This window comes from Actinomyces capricornis, assembly GCF_019974135.1.
Classification (GTDB): Bacteria; Actinomycetota; Actinomycetes; order Actinomycetales; family Actinomycetaceae; genus Actinomyces; species Actinomyces capricornis.
Window position 1 is genome coordinate 239,844 of sequence record NZ_AP025017.1, and the last position, 17,621, is coordinate 257,464.

Here is a 17,621-nt window from a genome sequence, read left to right on the forward strand (position 1 = left end):
GGCAGCCATGAGCCCCGCGGGCAGCATGGACACGACGAACGACGCGGACGGCGCGGGCCCCGCCGTCGGGGGCGCGATGGGCGGGGCACAGGAGCCGTCCCCCGCGGGCGGCGTCGCCGTGGGCGCCCAGGGCCCTGCCGAGGCTGCCGGCCGCACCCGCCGCCAGGCGCGCAGGGCCGCCGCCCGGCGCGGCCCCTGGTACCGCAGCATCGACTGGTACGCCTCCTTCTGGGTGGTCCTGCTCCTGGTCCCGATGTCCGTGACGATCGCCAGTGCGATCCCACTGGCGGCCAAGACCACCACGATCATCGGCTTCATCGGCTTCGCCGGCGTCTACATGTGGGCGGTCTCGACGATGACGGCCTGGTTCGAGCAGCCGGAGGCGGGCGGCGTCGCGCCCCGCCTGAGGATGCTGCTGGCCCGGCTGGGCGCCATGGCGCTCCTGGCGGCCCTGACCCTGCCCGTCCTGGGCCTGTGGTACGTCTTCTACATCCCCTACTTCTGCGCCGTCATCCTGTGGGTCCTGCCGCTGCGCAGCGGGGCGCTCACGGTCAGCGCGCTCTGCCTGGGCTGCCTCCTGCTCGCCTTCGCGGTGCGGGCGCCGGGCCACTACCTGCAGGCGGTCCTGGGCTGCTGCGTCTCGGCGGTCTTCGTGCTGCTCTCGCGCATCGGGGATGAGGGCAGCCACCAGCGGCTCCTGGCGCGCGAGCGCGAGCTGGCCCGCGACACCGAGCTGGCGGCGCTGCGGGAGCGCGAGGAGATCGGCCGCGACGTCCACGACATCCTGGGCCACTCCCTGACGGTCCTGACCCTCAAGGCGGAGGTGGCCCAGCGCCTCGTGCCCCGCGACCCGCAGGCGGCCCAGGAGGAACTGGCGGCGATCATCGAGCTGTCCCGGGGCGCCCTGGCCGATGTGCGCGCCACCGTCAACCGCCTGCGCACCCCGGACCTGGCCAGCCAGGTGGAGGCCTCCCGCACGGCCTTCACCGCGGCCGGGATCGCGGTGGGCGTGGAGGGGGCGGCGGCCTCGGTCCCCCTGGCCCAGCGCGAACTGCTGGCCTGGGCGCTGCGCGAGGCGACGACGAACATCCTGCGGCACGCCGGCGCCCAGCGGGTGCGCCTGGAGCTGGCCCCGGGGCTGCTGCGCGTGGTCGACGACGGCTCCGGGATGGGGGATGCGCCCCTGGGCAATGGGCTGCGGGGGCTGCGCGAGCGGGTCGAGGGCGCCGGGGGCGCCCTGCGGCTGCTCAGCCCCGCCGAGGGGGACGGCGGCGGTGCGGGCACGGCCCTGGAGGTCCGGCTATGACGGCGCCGATGCACCCGCAGGCCCCCGGCCCACGCACGCCGGGCGCCCCGTCATCGGTGCCGTCGGCGCAGTCGGTGCACGGGCCGATCCGCGTGCTCATCGCCGACGACCAGGCGCTGGTGCGCGGGGCTCTGGCCACGCTGCTGGGGCTGGAGGAGGACATCGAGGTGGTGGCCCAGGCGGGCACCGGGCGCGAGGCGGTCGCCGCGGCGCGCAGCCAGGCCATCGACGTGGCCCTGCTGGATATCGACATGCCGGATATGGACGGCCTGGCGGCGACCGCCGAGCTGGACGCCCTGGGCCTGGGCTGCCGCAGCCTCATCGTGACGACCTTCGGGCGCCCCGGCTACCTGTCGCGGGCCCTGGAGGCGGGGGCCAGCGGCTTCCTGGTCAAGGACACTCCCCCGCAGGAGCTGGCCGAGGCGATCCGCCGGATCCATGCCGGCGGGCGGGTCATCGACGCCGACCTCGCCCAGGAGTCGGTGATTCTGGGCCCCAATCCGCTCACGGAGCGGGAGAAGGAGGTGCTGCGCCTGGCGGCGCGGGGCGCCGATGCGCACGGCATCGCCCAGGCCCTGCACCTGGGCGAGGGCACGGTGCGCAACTACCTGTCCAGTGCGATCGCCAAGACCCATGCCCGCAACCGCACCGAGGCGGCCCGCACCGCCGAGACCAACGGCTGGCTGTGAGGCGCCCACCCACCGACCGCGCACTCGCCTGCCTGTGCTCATGCCCGCACCGCCTGCTCTGACATGTAGTGCATGTCGTGCATGTAAAATGCATGCATGGTTGCCCTGCAGATCCGCAATGTCCCTGAGGAGGTCCGCCAGGCCCTGGCTGAGCGCGCCAGGGGTCGCGGGCAGTCCCTCCAGGCCTACCTCCTGGAGCTGGTGACCCGGGAGCACAGCAGGGCCCGCAACATCGAGGCCCTTGAGCGACTGGCGAGTCAGGAGCCGTCGGCACGGCTCGACCCTTCCCAGACCCTGGGGGTCCTCGATGCTGCACGGGCGCAGCAGGACCGCAAGAACCTGGGTCCGGCATCGTCGTGATCGTCATCGATGCGTCGGCCCTCGTGGCGGTCCTCCTCCCCCATGGGCCGATCACCACGGCCACGCGCGATCGTCTCCGCCTCGATCCGCATTGGATCGCGCCGGACCACCTCACCGTCGAGGTCCTCTCCGCCATCCGCGGTCACCGCCTGGGAGGGCGGATCACTGAGGCCGCCGCGCTCGATGCCCTGCTGGCCCTGGGGACCATGGACATCGATCAGCGGCCGGCGGCGCCACTGGTGAGCCGGATCTGGGAGCTCAAGGATAACCTCTCCTCCTATGACGCCGCCTATGTCGCGCTGGCCGAGGCGGAGGGCTGCACCCTGGTCACCGCCGATGCGCGCATCGCCGCGGCCCCGGGCACACGCTGCCCCATCGAAGTCATCAGCGCCTGACATGCGAGTGCGGGGTGCACAATGCGAGTGCGGGGTCATCGCATTCTGTACCCCGCACTCGCGTTTCACGCGTGAACCGTTGTCACTTCTGCGAGCGCTGCGAGGTACTGCTCCCGGAAACGCGCGAAGGAGGGCGAGCGCTGAGCGGCGGTATCCAAGTCCAGTTCTGCTGAGAAGGCGACCTGATGGCGCGTCTCCACATACTTCTCGACCATCTGCTTCTCAAGGGCCTCCTTGGCTCCCAGCTTCACTTCAGGGTCCTTGTCATAGACGGCGTCATCCTTGATCGCCCGATGGCCGCGAAGCGATTCGATCCCCGCGAGGAACCATGCCTCGTACTCGCGGACCGCCACGGCCACGACGGCCCCATGACCCTCCAGCGCAGTGCGGGTCGCCTCCGCGCATTCCTCCGGGTCGTCATCATCCGAGTCATAGAGAACGATGATCACGCCGATGCCACCACGCTCCTCGATCCCGGCGCGTTGAACTCTCACCGCGCTCAGCACTTCGGTGGAACGCATGCAATCGCGCCCCACTCGATGGGGCTGACGCACCTCGATATCGAAGATGGTGGCCTCATAGGCGATTCGGCGCAGCAATTCCGGAAGCGCCTTGACCTCACCATGGCCCTCGACGACGGAGCCCACGATCGTTGTCATGACAGGGAATCCGGAGCGGGCTGGAGCTGGTCGGTGCGCAGGAGTTCCCCGGCGCTGAACAGCGACTCATCCAGGGCCAGCCTACCGCCGGCGTCCAGTGGCCCCACATGAGTGCCCCCGGCCTCAGATCGGACCGCGAACAGCTCGGAGGGAGCAAGGTCGCCAGCATCGAGAAGGTCACCACTGTGAGTGGTCACCAGCACCTGACGCCTGTAGGAGGCGTCCCGGAGGGCGTCGAAGAGAATGCCCGCGGCAGCGGGATGCAGCGCGGTCTCAGGCTCCTCGACCACGACTGGCCCGAGGACCCCATCCCCCTGGGGTGCGAAGAGGGCGGTGAGAATGCCCAGGGCACGGAGCGTTCCGTCGCTCATAACGCCGGCGAGCAGCGGGAAGGCGTCATCCGATCCCTGGGAGCCGAGCTCGAAGTCGAGGACATAGGCACCCCCGGCCTCGCGCGGACTGACCGTCTGCAGGCCCGGCACGATGAGCCTCTGATAGTCCTCGATCCTGCCCTTGATCTCCGGCATCTCCTGCTGGAGCCAGAGCAGGACTGCGGCCAGGTTCCCGGCCTCGCGCTCAAGCCCCTTGCCCACCCCATGATGCGTCACCAGGCGCATCGCATCAGGCCGGGGCGCACTCACGGCTGTGGAGAGCAGGGCCCTGCGGACGGCCGCGAAGTGGTCATACCCTGCCAAGGCCCCAAGGATCAGGGACGAGCCCTCAATCGCGGGCACAGGTATCCGCACGCCATCGACCTCGGCCATGCTTGTCTCGGTGGAGAAGCCAGCACAGTGTGCGCCGTCCGCGGTGCGCACAGTGCACTTCTCGGAGTGCACCGTGATCACTGGTGCGATGGTCGGTGTGACGGTGAAGGACACCGAGTACGTACAACTGCCACCGCCGGGGAGACCCTCGATCTCCACCTCCACCTCAACGCGGGGCGCCTGCAGCCTGCGTGAGCCTCGATAGGCGATCTGGTCCGCACCACGATCATCGATGGCCTCGTCCAAGCCACTGGAGAGCGCCTCCTTGAGGAAGGCGAGGGCGTCGAGGATATTCGACTTCCCTGCCCCGTTCGGGCCCACGAGCACCGCCAGGTCTCCCAGTGCCAGATCGCAGGAGGCGACACTGCGGTAGTTCGTCAGCCGCAGCCGCCGGATGCGCGCCCCTGAGGTGGTGTTCATGGCCTCAGCCTATCGGCCACCAACCAACGAGGACGGCACGCCCCTCCCCGAGTCCCCCGAGCCACCCCGGGCGCCTGGCGCGCCTCGCGCCCGGCTCAGGCCGCGGGCCCCGCCTCCAGCAGGGCGGCCAGGTCCTCGGCGGGGTCGCGGGGGTAGGTCACGGGCCCGGCCTGCCCGGGGTCGGCCGGCACGCCCAGGAACTCCCGGGCGCTGAGAGTGGCCAGGTGCAGGATCTGCGCGTCGGCCAGGCCCGCCCGGCGCCAGGCCAGCAGCTCGGCGGGCAGGGAGTCGTGGGGCAGGGTGCCTCCGGCGTCGGAGCCGGGCAGGAGCCGGACCCCGGCGGCGTGCATGGCGGCCACCTGCTCGTCATGGGCCGCGTGCAGGGCCGTGACCGTGGCCGCATAGCGGGGGTACTTGCCCCCCGCCTGCTCGGCGAAGGACGGGAAGTAGTCGACCTGCAGGAAGGTGGGCGTCACGGCGATGCCGCGGGCCGCGATCTCGGCGATCTCCTCGGGGCCGGCGCCGGTGGCGTGCTCCAGGCAGTCCACCCCCGCCTCGATGAGCGGCCCCAGTGCCGCACGGCTGAAGGTGTGGGCGGTCACCCGTGCCCCGGCCTCGTGAGCGGCGGCCACCGCCTCGGCCAGCACCGGCGCGGGCCACAGGGGCGCGATATCCGCATCGGCCCCCTGGGAGCGGTCGATCCAGTCCGCGACGATCTTGACCCACCCGTCCCCGGACCCTGCCTGGCGGGCCACCGCCTCGACCAGGTCGCCCGGGGAGCCCAGCTCCTCGGCGAAGCCGCGCAGGTAGCGCTTGGGGCGGGCCAGGTGGCGCCCGGAGCGGATGAGGCGCGGCAGCGGCGGCATACTGACAGCCCCCGGCCCCAGGTCCCGATCAGCGTCACGGCCATCGGGATCGGCGCCGCCCGCCCCCCGCACAGCCGGCCCCGCAGCGACCACCTGGTCGGGATCCTCCAGCCAGTGGGTGTCCGTGGGAGCCCCGCAGTCGCGGATGAGCCCGATACCGGCCCCCGCGGCGGCGCGCGCCTGGGCCAGGGCGGTGGGGCGGTCGACGGCGCCGCCGGGCCCCAGCCCGATGTGGCAGTGGACATCGACCAGCCCGCCGGGGATGACGTAGCCCTCCCCGGCCCGCCGGGTCAGCGGCACCCCGGTCGCGGGGGACGCCCCGGCACCGGGCCCCGCAGCCCCCAGCCGGCTCACAGCCCCAGGTGGCGGCGCAGGTCCTCGGGCAGGGCGGACACGACCTCCTCGGCGCCGGCCTGCGAGGGCGCCTCGGGCGCCGGGGAGGACTCGGGCATGATCCCGTAGGAGCCAGCCGCCCCGCCCAGCCCGAAGGCCGAGCCGGCCACGGGCGCGGGCGCCTGGGCGGCCTCCTCGGCCCGGGCAGCCGACTCCTTGGCCTGGCGGGCCGCCTTGGCGGGGTTGCCCGAGCGGCCCTTCTTCGAGCCCCCCTTGCCCTTCTTCCTGGCCTTGGGGGCCTGGCGCCCCTTGGAGTGCTTGCCGGTGCCGGGCAGGGAGCCCATGCCCGGCATCCCTCCCCCGGCGCCCAGCCCGTCCATGCCGCCGGAGGCCATGGCCTCCATCATCCTCTTGGCCTGCTCAAAGCGCTCCACCAGCTCGTTGACGGCCTGGACGGTGGTGCCCGAGCCCTTGGCGATGCGCGAGCGGCGCGAGCCGTTGAGGATGGACAGGTCCTTGCGCTCGGCCGGGGTCATGGAGCACACGATGGCCTCGATGCGGTCGACCTCGCGCTCATCGAAGCTCTCCAGGGCCTCGCGCATCTGCCCCATGCCGGGCATCATGCCCAGCAGCTTCTTCATCGATCCCATCTTGCGGATCTGGCGCAGCTGGGACAGGAAGTCGTCGAGGGTGAAGGTGCCCTTGGCCAGCTTGGCGGCCGCGTCCTCGGCCTCCTGGCGGTCCATGGTGCGCTCGGCCTGCTCGATGAGGGTGAGCAGGTCCCCCATATCCAGGATGCGCGAGGCCATGCGGTCGGCGTGGAAGCGCTCGAAGTCCCCCAGCCCCTCACCGGTGGAGGAGAACAGGACGGGGGCACCGGTCACCCCGCGCACGGACAGGGCCGCACCGCCCCGGGCATCGCCGTCGAGCTTGGAGAGCACCACGCCGGTGAATCCCACGCCGTCGCGGAAGGCCACCGAGGTGTTGACGGCGTCCTGGCCCACCATGGCGTCCAGGACGAAGAGGATCTCGTGGGGGCTGACGGCGTCGCGGATGCGGATGGCCTGGTCCATCATCTCGGCGTCCACGCCCAGGCGCCCGGCGGTGTCCACCACGACGACGTCGTAGCCGTTCTCGCGGGCGCGCTCCACACCGGAGCGGGCCACGGCCACCGGGTCGCCCACCCCGTTGCCGGGCTCGGGGGCCCACACGTGCACCCCGGCGCGCTCGGCCACGACGCTCAGCTGGGTGACGGCATTGGGCCGCTGGAGGTCGGAGGCCACGAGCAGGACGCGCTTGCCCTGGTCTCGCAGCCAGCGCCCGAGCTTTCCGGCCAGGGTGGTCTTGCCGGCGCCCTGGAGGCCGGCGAGCATGATGATGGTGGGGCCGCGGTCGGCCCAGTTGATCTCGCGGCTGGCCCCGCCCAGGATCTCGACGAGCTCCTCGTTGACGATCTTGACGACCTGCTGGCCGGGGTTGAGGACCTGGGAGCGGGCCGCGTCGGTGGCCTTCTCGCGCACCGCCGCGGTGAAGGCGCGCACCACCGGGAGGGCGACGTCGGCCTCCAGCAGGGCGCGGCGGATCTCGCCGACGGTGGCATCGACGTCGGCCTCGGTCAGGCGGCCCTTGCCGCGCAGCTGGTTGAAGGAGGCGGTGAGCCGGTCGGAGAGGTTGCCGAACACGAGGGGTCCTTCTGGGTCGGGGCAGGATGGCCTAGGCGCAGCGCACGCCGGGGCCAGGATAGCGGGCCGGGCAAGCCGGCCCCTCACCGAGTGCTCCCCGCCTGCGACGGCCAGGCCGGCCCCCGCCCACGGGGCCGCCTCCCGGGTGAGGGGCCCAGCGGATCACCCCACGGCATAGCCAGCGCCTGTCCTGCGCCTCCAGATCATCCGCCGAGGGCGGCGTGCCGATAGGCGACGCCCGCCCATGACGGCCGAGCCGACGGCGCCGAGCCGGCGGTGAGGACTACTCCTGCCCCTCCTGGCGGCTCGCCCGCCAGTCGCGCACCGCCTCGGCCATGCGCTGCTCGACCAGCGGGAGGCGCTGCGCCCGGGCCAGGACCTCCGACATCTCGTCAACCGAGAGGCCGCCGGGCTGGAGCAGCCGCGCCCTGCCCGCCTTGAGCAGCTCGCCGTCGAAGGCCCTGCTCCCGGCGAGCCTCAGCGCGGCCGCACCCTGATAGAGGGCGGACAGGAGGGCGCCGACCTGCTCGGCGTCGAGATCATCATCGACGGCCTCGCCGCGCTCGCACCGCGCCGCACGCACCGCCTCGTCGAGCGCCGCATAGCCCAGGAGCTGAAGATCGATGCGCCGTGCCACCTCGACGCTCAGGACCTCGTCCCTGGCCGCCACAGCGACGAACTCCAGGGTGGCGAGCGCGAAGTTCCGCACGGCGCGGGCGGCATCACTGTCGTCGGACAGCTCCGCCGATGGAATCTCGAACAGGGTGCGCCCCCCCGCGGTCAGCGACTGCTCGATGTTCATGTCCATGATCGCCAGGAAGAGCTCGGCCTTGTTCGCGAAGTTGGAGTAGACCGCGCCCTTGGAGAAGCCCGCCGCGCGCGCGATCTCATCGAGCCGCGCGCCGTGGTAGCCGTCGCGCGCGAAGGAGGCGCGGGCGGCAAGGACGATGGCCTCGCGGGTCTGCCTCTGGCGGTCCCTACGGCTGATCGGGTCGGGAAGGTCGTGCACCTGCCGATCGTAGCGCCAGGGAGGGCTTGCACCCGAGCCCACCCCCAGATACTCTCGGTATGCACATACCGAGAGTATCTGAAAGGCGATCATGTCCTCCCCCAGTCTGAGCATCACCGGTCTGACGCGCCGCTTCGGCGCCGTCACCGCCAACGACTCCGTTGATCTGAGCGTCGAGCCCGGCACCGTCGTCGGCCTCCTGGGCCACAACGGTGCCGGCAAGACCACCCTGGTCTCCCAAGTGGTCGGCCTGCTGCGGCCCGACTCCGGGGACATCCGCATCGGGAGCCTCGACGCCGTCGCCCACCCGGCCGCGGCACGGCGCGCCGTCGCGATCCAGCCCCAGGCCCAGTCCCCCATCGACGGGCTGACCCCGCGCGAGGCCGTTGAGATCGCTGCACGGCTGCGGGGGCTGTCCGCCCGCGATGCCCGGGCCGCCTCCCTGGCGCTGGCCGAGGAGCTCGACTACGGGCCGTGGCTGACCCGCCGCGCCCTGCCCGAGGGCGGCGGCCTGTCGGGCGGGATCCGCAGGCTCGTCGGCTTCGCCATGGCCGCCGTCGCCCCCACGCCGCTGCTCATCCTCGATGAGCCGACCAACGACGTCGACGCCTCGCGCCGCCGCCTCCTGTGGGACGCCGTGCGACGGCGCGCCGACGCCGGGGCGGGGGTCCTCCTGGTCACCCACAACGTCATCGAGGCCGATCAGGTGCTCGACGAGGTCATCGTCCTGGACCGCGGCCGGGTGGTGGCCAGTGGAACGCCCGCGAGCCTGCGCGGCGGCGAGGGCGCCCTGCGTCTCGAGCTGCACCTGGCGACGGGCGCGCAGAGCCCCCTGGACGCCGCCTCCCCGCAGGCGCGCACCCAGGGGCCCCAGACCCGCCCCGCCCTGCCCTCACAGCCGCTGCAGGCGGTGCGCACCGGGCGCCGGCTCCTGCTGACGATCCCCGCCGCCGACGCCGCGGCCTGCGTGGAGTGGGCCACCGGCCAGCGCGAGAGCGGGGCCATCGAGACCTACGCCCTGAGCCCCAGCACCCTGGAGGACGCCTACCTGGGCCTGACCCAGGCCCCCGATTCCGAGCAGGACGACCAGACCGAGGAGATCGCCGCATGACCACCGCCACCCCAGCCACCACTCCGACCACCACCGCCCCAGAGCCCGCCGGGACGGGCCGCCCGCTGTCGGCCCGCGCCCCGGGCGCCCGGTCCCTCTACCTCACCATCCTGCGGTGGAAGCTGCTCTCCGTGGGGCCGATGCTCCCCGTGGTCATCGTGCTGCAGATCTTCATGGCCGCCGGGATCATCCTCGGGTTCGCCCTGCTCATCCCCGGCATCGATGACCTGCCGGGGATCGCCCTGCACATGTCGACCGGAGCGCCCACCGTCCAGCTCCTGACTGTCGGGCTGGTCATGGTCCCCCAGGCCGTGGCCACGGAGCGCAACAACGGAACCTTCGCCTATATGCGCAGCCTGCCGGTGCCTCGCCCGATCCTCCTGATCGCCGACCTCACCATGTGGGCGGTGATAGCCCTGCCCGGACTCGCCGCCTCCCTGACGGTGGCGCTGCTGCGCTTCGACCTGTCCCTGGACCCGCACTGGCCGCTGCTCGTCAGCGCAGCGCTGCTGGTGAGCAGCGTGTCCGCCACCGTCGGCTATGCGATCGCCGTGGCACTGCGCCCCATGGTGGCCCAAGCGGCCACCCAGGCGCTCATCTTCTTCATCCTCCTGTTCTCGCCCGTGACCTTCCCCGCATCCCACCTGCCCCGATGGCTGGAGGTGCTCCACGACTGGCTGCCCATCCGCCCGGCAGCCGACCTGCTGCGCGCGGGGCTGGCCTCGGGCGACTACACCTGGCAGGTCAGGGATCTCATCGTCCTGCTGGTGTGGGCGGCCGTGAGCCTGGTGATCTGCCTGCGAGCACTGTCACGGCGGTGAGACGTCCCCTGCCCCGTCCGCGCCGTCAGCGCGGGCGGGGTCGCCGGGGGTGGGGGCCGGGAGCCCGGAAGCCCTCCAGGACGCGGGCGACCACCACGGCCGGATCGGAGGCCTCCATGAGGGCGCGCACCAGCGCCACCCCGGCCACGCCGCTGCGGGCCAGGGCGGCGGCGTCGTCGGGGCGCACATCCCCGATGGCCACCACCGGCACCCTGCTGGCGGCCACCAGGGGCCGGTAGCCCTCCACGCCGAGGGGCCGGCGTCCTGAGCGCTTGGTGGGGGTGGGGCGGAAGGGCCCGGCCCCCACGTAGTCGATGGCCCCGGCCACCTCATTGGCCGCCTCCACCAGCTCCAGGGTGCCGGTGGTCAGGCCGATGATCGCCTCGGGCCCGAGCATCTGGCGCGCCGCGCGCACCGGCAGGTCCTGGGCCCCCAGGTGGACCCCGTGGACATGCGCCCCGGCCTGCATCGCCGCCAGGGCCACGTCGCTGCGGTCATCGACCAGGACGCGGGTGGCGGACCGGGCCCGCTGGACCGCCTCGGCCACCGCCCGCACCAGCTCCAGCAGCGCGGCGGCCTCCAGATCCTTGGCGCGCACCTGGACCACGCCGGCCCCGGCCCCCGCAGCGGCGGCCGCCACCTCCACGGTGCGGGGCCCGCTGCCGGAGGTCACCAGGTAGCAGCGCAGGTCGAGGGGCTCTCCCCTCCGGGCGGTCGAGCGGGCGGGGGCCGGGACGGTCTCCGCGCCCTCGCACTGCCTGCCCACCTCGTCCAGGGCATCGAGCAGGGCGGTGGCGAAGCCTCCCGGTCCCCGCGAGCGCGCGGCGGCCCGTTCCCCGGCCAGGGCGAGCCAGAGGCTGGCGCCGGCGGCCGCGGCCAGCGGGTCGGGCTGGACGGCCAGGCAGGCCGCGCTCAGGGCCCCCAGCAGGCAGCCGGTTCCGGTGAGGCGGGTGAGCATGGCGCTGCCCCGCTCGACGACGACGGCGCGCTGCTCATCGACGATGAGGTCGCGCTCCCCCGAGACCGCCACCGCTCCCCCGGTGCACCGGGCCACCTCCACGGCGGCGGTGCGGGCGGCCTCGGGCGCATCCACGGAGTCCGCGCCGCGCCCGCCGGTGGAGGCCCCGGCCAGGACCCTGACCTCGCTGGCATTGGCGCGCACGATCCGTGGGCGGCTGGCCAGCAGGTGGCGGGCCAGGGCGGTGCGCACCGGGGCGGCCCCCACGGCGGCGGGGTCGAGCACCCAGGGCCGGCCGGGGTCGACGGCGACGGTGGCGGGGATCCCGACGGCGCCGTCGGTGCTCAGGGTGCCCAGGTTGATCAGGAGGGCGTCGGCCAGGGCGGTGATGGCGGGTGCCTCCTGGAGGGTCTCGGTCATCATGGGGCGCCCGCCGGCGGCCAGCAGGCCGTTGGCCACGATCCCCATGGAGACCGTGGCGCTCAGGCAGTGCACGAGGGGCTGGGTGCGGCGTACAGCGGCGATGGTGGGCGCGGCCTGCTCGATATCCCAGCTCGGGGGCGAGGGCGCCTCCTGCAGGGCGGGGTGGTTATCGCCGGGGCCCGTCCCGGCGGCCTCGGTCCTGCTGGTCTGCTCTCCTGCCGTGCTCATAGAGGCTCTGCCCGTCCTGTTCGCCCGCTCTCCACCGGTCCTCCCCCGGCCCGCCGGTCCTGCGGCGCCTGTGGCGCATCCTCAGTGCGTTCACGGCACCCGGCCGTGGCGAGTGCGGCGCCATCACGCCATTGACTGATCCCGCCCCGGTCCGAGGATGCGCAACGGGGGCCGGCGCGGTCCTCCCCCAGGGCCGCGCGGTCCAGATCGTCCCGGATCTGCTCCCCGCTGAGGGCGGGGCCGAGGCGGGCCCCCAGGATGACGAGCGCTCCGCCCAGGGCCATGAGGCCGGTGATGGTCACGCCCTCCCCGGCCCGGGCCTCCAGGGCCGGCAGGTAGAAGGGGTAGAGGGAGGGGCCGATGAGCGAGAGGCTGTAGGCCGATCCGTATCCGGTCGAGCGCACCGGGGTGGGAAAGCGCTCGGAGAGGTAGGCCGCCACCGGGCCGTAGGCGCTGACGGTCGCCACCTGGGTGAGGCCGGCGGCCACGGCGGCCTGGGCCGGGGTGGTGGCCCCTGCCGCCCACCACCATGCCGCCGGCCCGACCGCCCCTGCCACCGCGCCCCAGGCCATGAGCAGGCAGCGCCGCCCCACCAGGGTGGACAGGTGCCCGGCCCAGGCCATGGCGGCCGCCTGGGCCACGGAGGCGATGCCCATGGCCACTGAGACCTCCGCGGCGCTCAGGCCGGTCAGTGCCGGCAGGCGGGCACTGAGCAGGAGGACGGCGGCCACGGTCAGGCACCACAGGCCGGTCATGAGGACCATGCACTGCCAGAACCGGGGCGCCCAGGGCCCGTGGAGGAGGGCGCGCAGCCGGCCCCGGTCGGACGGGCCCGGCCGCGCCGACCTGCCGCGCCCCCGTCCCGGCTGCGCCGGCTCGCCCGACCACTCCGGCCCCGGCTGCGATCCGGGGCCGGCCTGGGCGCGCTGGCGGTGGAAGATGGGGGCGTCGACCACCCGGTGGGAGTAGTAGGCGAGCATGGACAGGGAGGCCAGGCCACCGGCGGCGAAGACCAGGCGCCACCCCCAGGCCGCATAGGCCTGGGGGCCCAGGAGGCTGAGCAGGCCGGCGGTGGCGAAGGCGATGGTGGCCTGGGCCAGGGGCGCCATGGACAGGATCGCCCCGCTCATGAGGCCCCTGCGCCCACCGGGGCTCCACTCCATGGCCAGGGGGATCGCCGCGGAGTACTCCCCGGCCACGAAGACCCCGCCGGCCAGGCGCAGCACGAGGATCGCCGCCATGGTGCCCGCTCCGAGCACCTGGTGGCCGGGCAGGACGGCGATGAGCAGGGAGCAGGCGGCGGTGCCGGCGATGGCCAGGCGCGTGGTGCGGGTGCGCCCCAGGCGGTCCGAGACCCTCCCCAGCAGCACCCCGCCCACGGGGCGCCCCAGCAGCATGGCCACGACGATGAGCGCGCCGGCTCCCAGCTCCCGGCCGGGCCCCGCCAGCTCGGGCAGGGCCGGGGCCAGGGCCATGAGCGGGGCGAAGACGTGGAGGTTGTCCACCCAGTTGCCCACGACGCCGGCGCGCAGCGCCGCCCGGCCCTGCGGGGGCAGCTGCTCGGCTGCTGGCCCCGGCGCGCCGTCAGCGGGGGCAGGTCGGGGGCCCGGCCCCGGGTCGGGGGCCGGCTGGGCCCGTCTCATGCCGGTGCCCCGCCGTCCTGCATCTGGCCCACCGCAGCCCCGCCCGCCTGCATGTCGCCCAGGCGCCGGGCCTGCTCGAAGAACTCCAGCTCGTGGCGGCAGGCGATGAGGAAGGCCCGGGCGGCCCGGGAGCGCTCGGTGGGCGTGGCCTGGGCCATGGCCTGCTCGGTCAGGGCGGCCGCCTGGTTGGACATCCGGGCGAAGACGGGGTCGTGGTAGGTCGACAGCCAGGCGGCGTAGGGGTGGTCGGGGCCGGGGTGGGGCATGCCCGCCCCGATGTGGGCGTAGAGCCAGGGGCAGGGCAGCAGGGCCGCCGCGGCCACGGCGTAGGGCTCGACCGAGGCGGTGGCCTGGAGGAAGTCGGTGTAGGCCAGGCACACGGGGCTCTCGGCGGGCAGCTCGCGCCCGGCCAGCCAGGTGCGGTGGAGCTCGGCCTCGTCGTCGATGACGGCGGCGGCGGTCCGCGCCCACTGGGCGGTCTGGGCGGCGCTGGGGGCCCGGGTGGAGACGGTGGCCAGGGCCTTGGCGTAGCGGGCCAGGTAGTGGGTGTCCTGGGCCAGGTAGAAGTCGAACTCCGGGGCGGCCAGGGTGCCCTCGACCAGGGCGCGCACGAAGCCGCTGTCCTGGATCTGGGCGATGAGGGGGCCGGCCGATCGCCACAGCGCCCGGGTCCAGGGCCCCTGGGGCGGTACGGCCCGGTCGGGATGGGCGGCGGGTGGGGAGGGCAGGCCGGGCACGCCCGCCACGGCCCGGAGCTCATCGGGGTGCTCCAGGGCCGGGGGCACGGCATCGCGCGGCACCCAGGGGGCGGTGTCGGCGGCCAGGGCCAGGCGCCGGGAGCGGTGGGAGTGGTCGACCGGGCCATGGCCCTGGCCCACGCCCAGCTCGGCGCCGTGGGCGATGGCCTCATGGAGCCAGTGGCAGCTCCAGGCCAGGGCCTGGGCGGGCTCCTGCCCGGCGGCCAGGCGGGCGGCCAGGGCACTGGACAGCGAGCAGCCGGTGCCGTGGGTGGAGGTGGTGGCCAGGCGCCGGGTGGGGACCTGCGCCAGGACGCCGTCCGGGCCCACCCAGAAGGTGGTGGCCATCTCGCCGCTGAGGTGCCCGGTCTTGACCAGGACGTCGGTGCCGGTTCGCTGGCTCCAGGCGCGCGCCTGGTCCAGGGCCTCCTCGGCGGTGGTGGCGGGCTCCTGCCCGGTGATGACCGCCAGCTCGGCGATATTGGGGGTGATGACGGTGGCCCGCTGGCACAGGGCGGTCATGGCGGCCTCGGCTTGGGGCTCCAGGAGGCGGTCGCCGCTGGTGGCCACCATGACCGGGTCGACCACCAGGAGGGGCGGCCTGCCGCCGGGGCCTGCCACCTGGGCGCGGCGAGCAGCGTGCTGGGCGGGCTGGGACCCGAGCTCCTCCAGCCAGGCCCAGACGGTCTCGATGATCTCGGTGGTGCCGAGCATGCCGGTCTTGACGGCGTCGATGGCCACGTCCTGGCCCACGGCGTCGAGCTGGGCGCGCAGGAAGGCGGTGGGCGGGGTGTGGACCTCGCGCACCCCCCGGGTGCTCTGCGCCACCAGGCAGGTGACCACGGCCATGGCGTAGCCGCCGGCGGCGGTGATCGACTTGGTGTCTGCGGCGGTTCCGGCGCCACCGGAGGGATCGGTGCCGGCGATGGACAGCACGCGGGGGACGAGGGCGGGTACGGGTGTCATGCGGACATTCCCTTCGCTAGTACGAGCTAGATCAGGTTCCACGGGTGTGATCTCAGCGCGACTGCGACGCCCGCATGGCGTCGGGGCGCGCACCCCGTGTCCGCCGTCTATGCTAGCGCAGGCTCCTGCGCCCGGCAGCACATCGCCGGCCCCGCGGTGCTCGCGGGGCCGGCGATCGGGTGGGGGTCTCAGCCCAGGAGGGCGTCGACGAAGCCCTCGGGGTCGAAGGGCGCCAGGTCGTCGGCGCCCTCGCCCAGGCCGACGAGCTTGACGGGCACGCCCAGCTCCTTCTGCACGGTGACGACGATGCCGCCCTTGGCGGTGCCGTCGAGCTTGGTCAGCACGATGCCGGTAATGCCCACCGCCTCGGAGAAGACCTGGGCCTGGCGCATGCCGTTCTGCCCGGTGGTGGCATCCAGGACCAGGAGGACCTCGCCGACGGGGGCGACCTTCTCCATGACGCGCTTGATCTTGCCCAGCTCGTCCATGAGGCCTGCCTTGTTCTGCAACCGCCCGGCGGTGTCGACCACGACGACGTCGGCCCCCTGGTCGGCGGCCTGGCGCACGGCGTCGAAGGCCACCGAGGCGGGGTCGGCGCCCTCGCGCTCGGAGCGCACGACCTCCACGCCCACGCGCTCCCCCCAGGTGGCCAGCTGCTCGGCGGCGGCGGCCCGGAAGGTGTCGGCGGCACCCAGGACGACGGTCTTGTCCTGGGCCACCAGGACGCGGGCGAGCTTGCCGCAGGTGGTGGTCTTGCCGGTGCCGTTGACCCCGACCATGAGGATGGCGGCGGCCGGGCCGCCCTGGGCCCCGGGGGCCGCGGCGCCCTCGGACCGGTCCGCCGCGCGGGCATCATCGGCACCGGCATCCTTAACCGCCCCTGCCTCACCGTCCTGCGCTGGCTCCTCCGCCTCAGCGGGGGCCTGAACATCCTCGGCGGCCTGGTCATCGGCGTCATCGGCGCCGGCATCGAGGGCCTCGGCCTCAGAGGGGTCACCGGCCTGCGCCGCCGGGGCACCGGGGCGCTCCAGGTTCAAGGAGCGGTCCAGGGAGGGGTCGACCAGGGCCAGCAGCTCGGCGCGCAGGACCTCGCGCACCGCCTGCGGATCGGAGGTGTCGAGCACCTTGGCCTGGGTGCGCAACTGGTCCATGAGCGCGGTGGTGACCTCGATGCCCAGGTCGGAGGTCAGCAGGGTGTCCTCGATCTCCTCCCAGTCGGTCTCGGACAGGTCACCGCGCGAGAGCACTGAGAGGATCGCCTTGCCGAAGCCGCCGGAGCCGGCCAGGCGGGCGCGCAGGCGCTGCATGCGCCCGGGGATGGACTCGGGCCGCTCCAGGGTGGCGGCGGGCGCCTGCGCAGCGCCCTCGGCCGTCTCCCCGGCAGCCTCCTCGCCCGCGGCGGGCTCACCCTCGGGCGGGAAGAGGTCGTCGAGCCTGGTGGGCTTGTGGGCGCTGATCTCCTCGGGGACCCGGCCTCCACGCCTGCGGCCCACGAAGAGCCACAGACCTCCTACCAGGGCGAGGACGGCCAGGACAACGGCAACGATGAGGATGGGCTCCATGGCCTCATCATGCACGATCCCCGCGGGGGCGGGCAGGGTGTTGGCAGAGGTTGCGCCCGATGTTCACTGATAGGGGTTCACTGGCCGGACGTCACCGACTGGCGCGCGGCGCCCCTTGCGGCGGGATGCTCGCCCGGGGCGCCATGGATGCCTCATATGGATGCCTCATGCCGCGCCAGCCGGGCGGACGCGCCGCCGCAGGGCAGGGGGCTCAGCCCTTGACCGGCCTGGAGTGCTGGGGGACCTGGGCCTTGGCGCGCCGGGCGGCCTGGCGGCGCGCCTCCAGTTCCTGGGCCTTGGTGCCGGCGGTCTCCTTGGCCCTCTCGGCGGTGTCCAGGGCGCGGTCGACCACGGAGACCAGGCCCTCGAAGGAGTCGGTGCGCGTGTAGGCCGAGGGGCCCTCGCGGGTCATGAGGTCGGACAGGCGCACCTCCTGGGGCACGACCTCCACGGGCTCCTCCTCCTGGCGGGCATCCTCAACGAGGCGGCGGATGCGCGCAGGCCAGGTGGAGATCGGATATCGGTCGGCGACGACGAGACCCAGAACAATGAGCCCCGCCACCAGGACAACGGCGAGCGGAATGATCATGGCACCCATAGGTAGGATTGTGCCCTGGCTTCACCCAAAACCCAAGCCTTACCCGCAGATGTCGAGCAACAAACAGCCTCTCCTGATAAATACCTGAGTC

General features: G+C 73.7%; 16 protein-coding genes and 1 riboswitch. Of the genes, 6 read left to right on the top strand and 10 right to left on the bottom strand.

Annotated elements, in window-relative coordinates:
• Positions 1-25: 25 nt before the first annotated feature.
• From MANAM107_RS01020 to MANAM107_RS01035, 4 genes are all read left to right on the top strand, one after another.
• A complete protein-coding gene (locus MANAM107_RS01020; protein WP_223909992.1) occupies positions 26-1,306 on the top strand; it encodes a sensor histidine kinase in 1,281 nt (426 codons plus the stop codon).
• A 74-nt stretch (positions 1,307-1,380) separates the two neighbouring features.
• On the top strand, positions 1,381-1,995 hold the full coding sequence (locus MANAM107_RS01025) for a response regulator transcription factor (protein WP_223912671.1): 615 nt from the start codon (positions 1,381-1,383) through the stop codon (positions 1,993-1,995).
• Positions 1,996-2,091: 96 nt separating this feature from the next.
• On the top strand, positions 2,092-2,355 hold the full coding sequence (locus MANAM107_RS01030) for a FitA-like ribbon-helix-helix domain-containing protein (RefSeq protein WP_223909995.1): 264 nt from the start codon (positions 2,092-2,094) through the stop codon (positions 2,353-2,355).
• Positions 2,352-2,750, top strand: a complete 399-nt coding sequence (locus MANAM107_RS01035) for a type II toxin-antitoxin system VapC family toxin (RefSeq protein ID WP_223910001.1) — start codon at positions 2,352-2,354, stop codon at positions 2,748-2,750. The genes MANAM107_RS01030 and MANAM107_RS01035 overlap by 4 nt, the downstream gene beginning before the upstream one ends.
• 65 nt (positions 2,751-2,815) lie before the next feature.
• Here the strand turns inward: MANAM107_RS01035 and MANAM107_RS01040 are convergent, their stop codons facing one another.
• The 5 genes from MANAM107_RS01040 to MANAM107_RS01060 form a co-directional block, all read right to left on the bottom strand.
• The gene (locus tag MANAM107_RS01040; protein WP_223910003.1) at positions 2,816-3,409 is read right to left on the bottom strand and encodes a DUF4276 family protein; all 594 of its coding nucleotides are present in this window, start codon (positions 3,407-3,409) and stop codon (positions 2,816-2,818) included.
• Positions 3,406-4,593: an AAA family ATPase gene (locus tag MANAM107_RS01045; RefSeq protein ID WP_223910005.1), complete on the bottom strand. Its 1,188-nt coding sequence runs from the start codon at positions 4,591-4,593 to the stop codon at positions 3,406-3,408. The genes MANAM107_RS01040 and MANAM107_RS01045 overlap by 4 nt, the downstream gene beginning before the upstream one ends.
• Positions 4,594-4,688: 95 nt before the next feature.
• On the bottom strand, positions 4,689-5,813 hold the full coding sequence (locus tag MANAM107_RS01050; protein WP_223910007.1) for an amidohydrolase family protein: 1,125 nt from the start codon (positions 5,811-5,813) through the stop codon (positions 4,689-4,691).
• A complete protein-coding gene (ffh, locus tag MANAM107_RS01055; RefSeq protein ID WP_223910009.1) occupies positions 5,810-7,474 on the bottom strand; it encodes a signal recognition particle protein in 1,665 nt (554 codons plus the stop codon). The genes MANAM107_RS01050 and ffh overlap by 4 nt, the downstream gene beginning before the upstream one ends.
• A gap of 283 nt (positions 7,475-7,757) precedes the next feature.
• Entirely contained in the window at positions 7,758-8,483 is a 726-nt protein-coding gene (locus tag MANAM107_RS01060; protein WP_223910011.1) for a TetR/AcrR family transcriptional regulator, read from the bottom strand.
• A gap of 91 nt (positions 8,484-8,574) precedes the next feature.
• Between MANAM107_RS01060 and MANAM107_RS01065 the strand changes: the two genes are divergently transcribed.
• Together MANAM107_RS01065 and MANAM107_RS01070 are read left to right on the top strand one after the other, a co-directional pair.
• The gene (locus MANAM107_RS01065) at positions 8,575-9,594 is read left to right on the top strand and encodes an ABC transporter ATP-binding protein (protein ID WP_223910013.1); all 1,020 of its coding nucleotides are present in this window, start codon (positions 8,575-8,577) and stop codon (positions 9,592-9,594) included.
• Positions 9,591-10,415 (top strand): ABC transporter permease, encoded by an 825-nt coding sequence (locus MANAM107_RS01070; RefSeq protein ID WP_223910016.1) that lies wholly within the window; start codon positions 9,591-9,593, stop codon positions 10,413-10,415. The genes MANAM107_RS01065 and MANAM107_RS01070 overlap by 4 nt, the downstream gene beginning before the upstream one ends.
• 25 nt (positions 10,416-10,440) lie before the next feature.
• Here the strand turns inward: MANAM107_RS01070 and MANAM107_RS01075 are convergent, their stop codons facing one another.
• The 5 genes from MANAM107_RS01075 to MANAM107_RS01095 form a co-directional block, all read right to left on the bottom strand.
• Entirely contained in the window at positions 10,441-12,024 is a 1,584-nt protein-coding gene (locus MANAM107_RS01075) for a thiamine phosphate synthase (protein ID WP_223910020.1), read from the bottom strand.
• Positions 12,021-13,667 carry an MFS transporter gene (locus tag MANAM107_RS01080; protein ID WP_223910023.1) on the bottom strand — a complete coding sequence of 549 codons (1,647 nt, stop codon included), beginning with the start codon at positions 13,665-13,667 and terminating at the stop codon, positions 12,021-12,023. The genes MANAM107_RS01075 and MANAM107_RS01080 overlap by 4 nt, the downstream gene beginning before the upstream one ends.
• Entirely contained in the window at positions 13,664-15,370 is a 1,707-nt protein-coding gene (locus MANAM107_RS01085; protein ID WP_223910026.1) for a bifunctional hydroxymethylpyrimidine kinase/phosphomethylpyrimidine kinase, read from the bottom strand. Before MANAM107_RS01085 ends, MANAM107_RS01080 begins: the two co-directional genes overlap by 4 nt.
• Positions 15,361-15,477, bottom strand: a riboswitch (TPP riboswitch). (Overlaps the previous gene by 10 nt.)
• Before the next feature lie 81 nt (positions 15,478-15,558).
• Positions 15,559-16,932 carry a signal recognition particle-docking protein FtsY gene (ftsY, locus tag MANAM107_RS01090; protein ID WP_223910029.1) on the bottom strand — a complete coding sequence of 458 codons (1,374 nt, stop codon included), beginning with the start codon at positions 16,930-16,932 and terminating at the stop codon, positions 15,559-15,561.
• A gap of 211 nt (positions 16,933-17,143) precedes the next feature.
• The gene (locus tag MANAM107_RS01095) at positions 17,144-17,530 is read right to left on the bottom strand and encodes a hypothetical protein (RefSeq protein WP_179899928.1); all 387 of its coding nucleotides are present in this window, start codon (positions 17,528-17,530) and stop codon (positions 17,144-17,146) included.
• Positions 17,531-17,621: the final 91 nt, after the last annotated feature.

Excerpts from the sequence above, each read along its gene's own strand:
- MANAM107_RS01075 (WP_223910020.1), bottom strand. The coding sequence starts at position 12,024 with ATGAGCACGGCAGGAGAGCAGACCAGCAGGACCGAGGCCGCCGGGACG.
- MANAM107_RS01065 (WP_223910013.1), top strand. The coding sequence starts at position 8,575 with ATGTCCTCCCCCAGTCTGAGCATCACCGGTCTGACGCGCCGCTTCGGC.
- MANAM107_RS01095 (WP_179899928.1), bottom strand. The coding sequence starts at position 17,530 with ATGGGTGCCATGATCATTCCGCTCGCCGTTGTCCTGGTGGCGGGGCTC.
- MANAM107_RS01040 (WP_223910003.1), bottom strand. The coding sequence starts at position 3,409 with ATGACAACGATCGTGGGCTCCGTCGTCGAGGGCCATGGTGAGGTCAAG.
- MANAM107_RS01045 (WP_223910005.1), bottom strand. The coding sequence starts at position 4,593 with ATGAACACCACCTCAGGGGCGCGCATCCGGCGGCTGCGGCTGACGAAC.
- MANAM107_RS01080 (WP_223910023.1), bottom strand. The coding sequence starts at position 13,667 with ATGAGACGGGCCCAGCCGGCCCCCGACCCGGGGCCGGGCCCCCGACCT.
- MANAM107_RS01085 (WP_223910026.1), bottom strand. The coding sequence starts at position 15,370 with ATGACACCCGTACCCGCCCTCGTCCCCCGCGTGCTGTCCATCGCCGGC.
- MANAM107_RS01020 (WP_223909992.1), top strand. The coding sequence starts at position 26 with ATGGACACGACGAACGACGCGGACGGCGCGGGCCCCGCCGTCGGGGGC.
- MANAM107_RS01030 (WP_223909995.1), top strand. The coding sequence starts at position 2,092 with ATGGTTGCCCTGCAGATCCGCAATGTCCCTGAGGAGGTCCGCCAGGCC.
- ftsY (WP_223910029.1), bottom strand. The coding sequence starts at position 16,932 with ATGGAGCCCATCCTCATCGTTGCCGTTGTCCTGGCCGTCCTCGCCCTG.
- MANAM107_RS01070 (WP_223910016.1), top strand. The coding sequence starts at position 9,591 with ATGACCACCGCCACCCCAGCCACCACTCCGACCACCACCGCCCCAGAG.